Below are 2251 nucleotides of genomic sequence, written 5' to 3' on the forward strand. Positions count from 1 at the left end.
CCCGCGGGCTTGCTGCCCGGTGGGGGTTGCCGCCCGGCGACTCGCGGACTGGTTCGTCCGAGCCGCTCACCGGTCTACCGGACCCTCCGGCTTGGCCCGACCGAGCTGGTCATCCGGCTTGCCGGAGCCTCTGCTGCGGCCGGCCCAGGGCTACCCGAATCACCCGCCGCCCGCCCGAGCCGCCGGACTCCCCGCCTACGCCCCCGTCGGATCCGCCGGATCCGCCGGATGCGGAGCCACCAGCGGGAGCTGGGACGCCAGGCGCTGTTCGCACAGCTCGACCAGGCGGTCGTAGGCGGCCTTGCCCATCAGTTCGGTGAGCTCCGGGCGGTACGAGACGTAGACCGGGTCGCCCGCGCCGTGGGCCGAGGTCGCCGACGTGCACCACCAGTGCAGATCGTGGCCGCCCGGCCCCCAGCCGCGGCGGTCGTACTCGCCGATCGACACCTGGAGCACCCGCGTGTCGTCGGGCCGGTCGATCCAGTCGTACGTACGCCGGACCGGCAGCTGCCAGCAGACGTCCGGCTTGGTCTCCAGCGGCTCGCGGCCCTCCTTGAGCGCCAGGATGTGCAGCGAACAGCCCGCGCCCCCCGCGAAACCGGGCCGGTTCTGGAAGATGCACGACCCCTTGTACGGCCGGGTCTGGCGGTCGCCGTCCTCGTCCTTGGAGACCCAGCCGGTCTCCGTGCCCACATCGTGGAACTGCCAGATCTCCGGAGTGAGCCTCGCCACATGCCCGGCGACGCGCTTCTCGTCGTCCTCGTCGGAGAAGTGCGCTCCCAGGCTGCAGCACCCGTCGGCCGCGCGGCCCGGCTGGATGCCCTGGCAGCCGCTGCCGAAGATGCAGTTCCAGCGAGAGGTCAGCCAGGTCAGGTCGCAGCGGAAGACCTGCTCGTCGTCCGCCGGATCGGGGAACTCCACCCACGCGCGCGCGAAATCGAGCCCCTTCTCGTCCGGCACGGTGGACTCCGCAGAGCCCTTCGTCCTCGACCGGGACGGCTTGGTCACCGCCTTCGCCCGCGAAGAGCCGTCGGCCGCGACCGATCCCGCTGCCGACTTGTCAGCCTTTGCCTTTTTCGTCTTTGGCACCAGACCAGGGTACGGCGCCCGAGCCCACATCGAGGACGGTGCACGGCTTCGCTGGCAGTAGCGTTCCGCCCATGAGACTCGGTGTCCTCGACGTGGGATCGAACACGGTGCATCTGCTGGTGGTGGACGCACATCCCGGCGCGCGCCCCCTGCCCGCGCACTCGCACAAGGTGGAGCTGCGCCTTGCCCAACTCCTCGACGGGGCCGGGGCCATCGGCCCCGAAGGGGTCGACAAACTCATAGGCGTCGTCCACGAGGCACTCCAGGCCGCCGAGGACAAGGGCGTCGAGGAACTGCTCCCGTTCGCCACCTCCGCGGTGCGCGAGGCCAGCAACGCCGACGACGTCCTCGCCCGCGTCAAGGACGAGACCGGTGTCGAACTGCAGGTCCTCACCGGCGCGGAGGAGGCCCGGCTGACCTTCCTCGCCGTCCGCCGCTGGTTCGGCTGGTCGGCCGGCAAGCTCCTCGTCCTCGACATCGGCGGCGGCTCCCTGGAGATCGCGTACGGCATAGACGAGGAGCCGGACGCCGCGGCCTCGCTGCCGCTGGGCGCCGGCCGTCTCACCGCCGGCTGGCTCCCCGGCGACCCGGCCACCCCCGACGACATCCGCGCCCTGCGCCGCCATGTCCGGGCCCAGATCGCCCGTACGGTCGGCGAGTTCAGCCGCTTCGGGGCGCCCGACCATGTCGTCGCCACGTCCAAGACGTTCAAGCAGCTCGCCCGGATCGGGGGTGCGGCGCGCTCCGCGGAGGGGCTCTATGTCCAGCGCGACCTCAAGCGCGAGGCGCTGGAGTCCTGGGTCCCCAAGCTCGCCGGCATGACCACCGTCCAGCGTGCCGCGCTCCCCGGCGTCTCCGAGGGCCGCGCCAACCAGCTGCTCGCGGGGGCGCTGGTGGCGGAGGCCGCGATGGATCTCTTCCAGGTGGAGACCCTGGAGATCTGCCCGTGGGCGCTGCGGGAGGGTGTGATTCTGCGGCGGTTGGATCACATGGGGACGGCGTAGGGGGAGGGTAGGGCTGGTTTGTGGGCGGGTGCGGGTGAGTGGGGGCGTCTCGCGCAGTTCCCCGCGCCCCTGAAAAAGCGGGGCTGCGCCCCTGCTTTTTCGGCCCGAAGAGCACGGGGCGCAGCCCCGGCTCTTCAGGGGCGCGGGGAACTGCGCGA

Annotated in this window: 2 protein-coding genes; one reads left to right on the top strand and one right to left on the bottom strand. The window is 71.9% G+C overall.

The window, feature by feature from the left end:
• Positions 1-195: 195 nt before the first annotated feature.
• On the bottom strand, positions 196-1089 hold the full coding sequence (locus ACZ7MG_RS14560; RefSeq protein ID WP_471390605.1) for a DUF3109 family protein: 894 nt from the start codon (positions 1087-1089) through the stop codon (positions 196-198).
• A gap of 71 nt (positions 1090-1160) precedes the next feature.
• On the opposite strand from ACZ7MG_RS14560, the gene ACZ7MG_RS14565 reads away from it, so the two are divergent.
• Positions 1161-2093 carry a Ppx/GppA family phosphatase gene (locus ACZ7MG_RS14565; protein WP_471390608.1) on the top strand — a complete coding sequence of 311 codons (933 nt, stop codon included), beginning with the start codon at positions 1161-1163 and terminating at the stop codon, positions 2091-2093.
• Positions 2094-2251 lie beyond the last annotated feature (158 nt).

This window comes from Streptomyces sp. NPDC107538 (assembly GCF_055657445.1).

Coding starts and splice junctions, on each gene's coding strand:
- ACZ7MG_RS14565 (WP_471390608.1), top strand. CDS start 1,161: ATGAGACTCGGTGTCCTCGACGTGGGATCGAACACGGTGCATCTGCTG.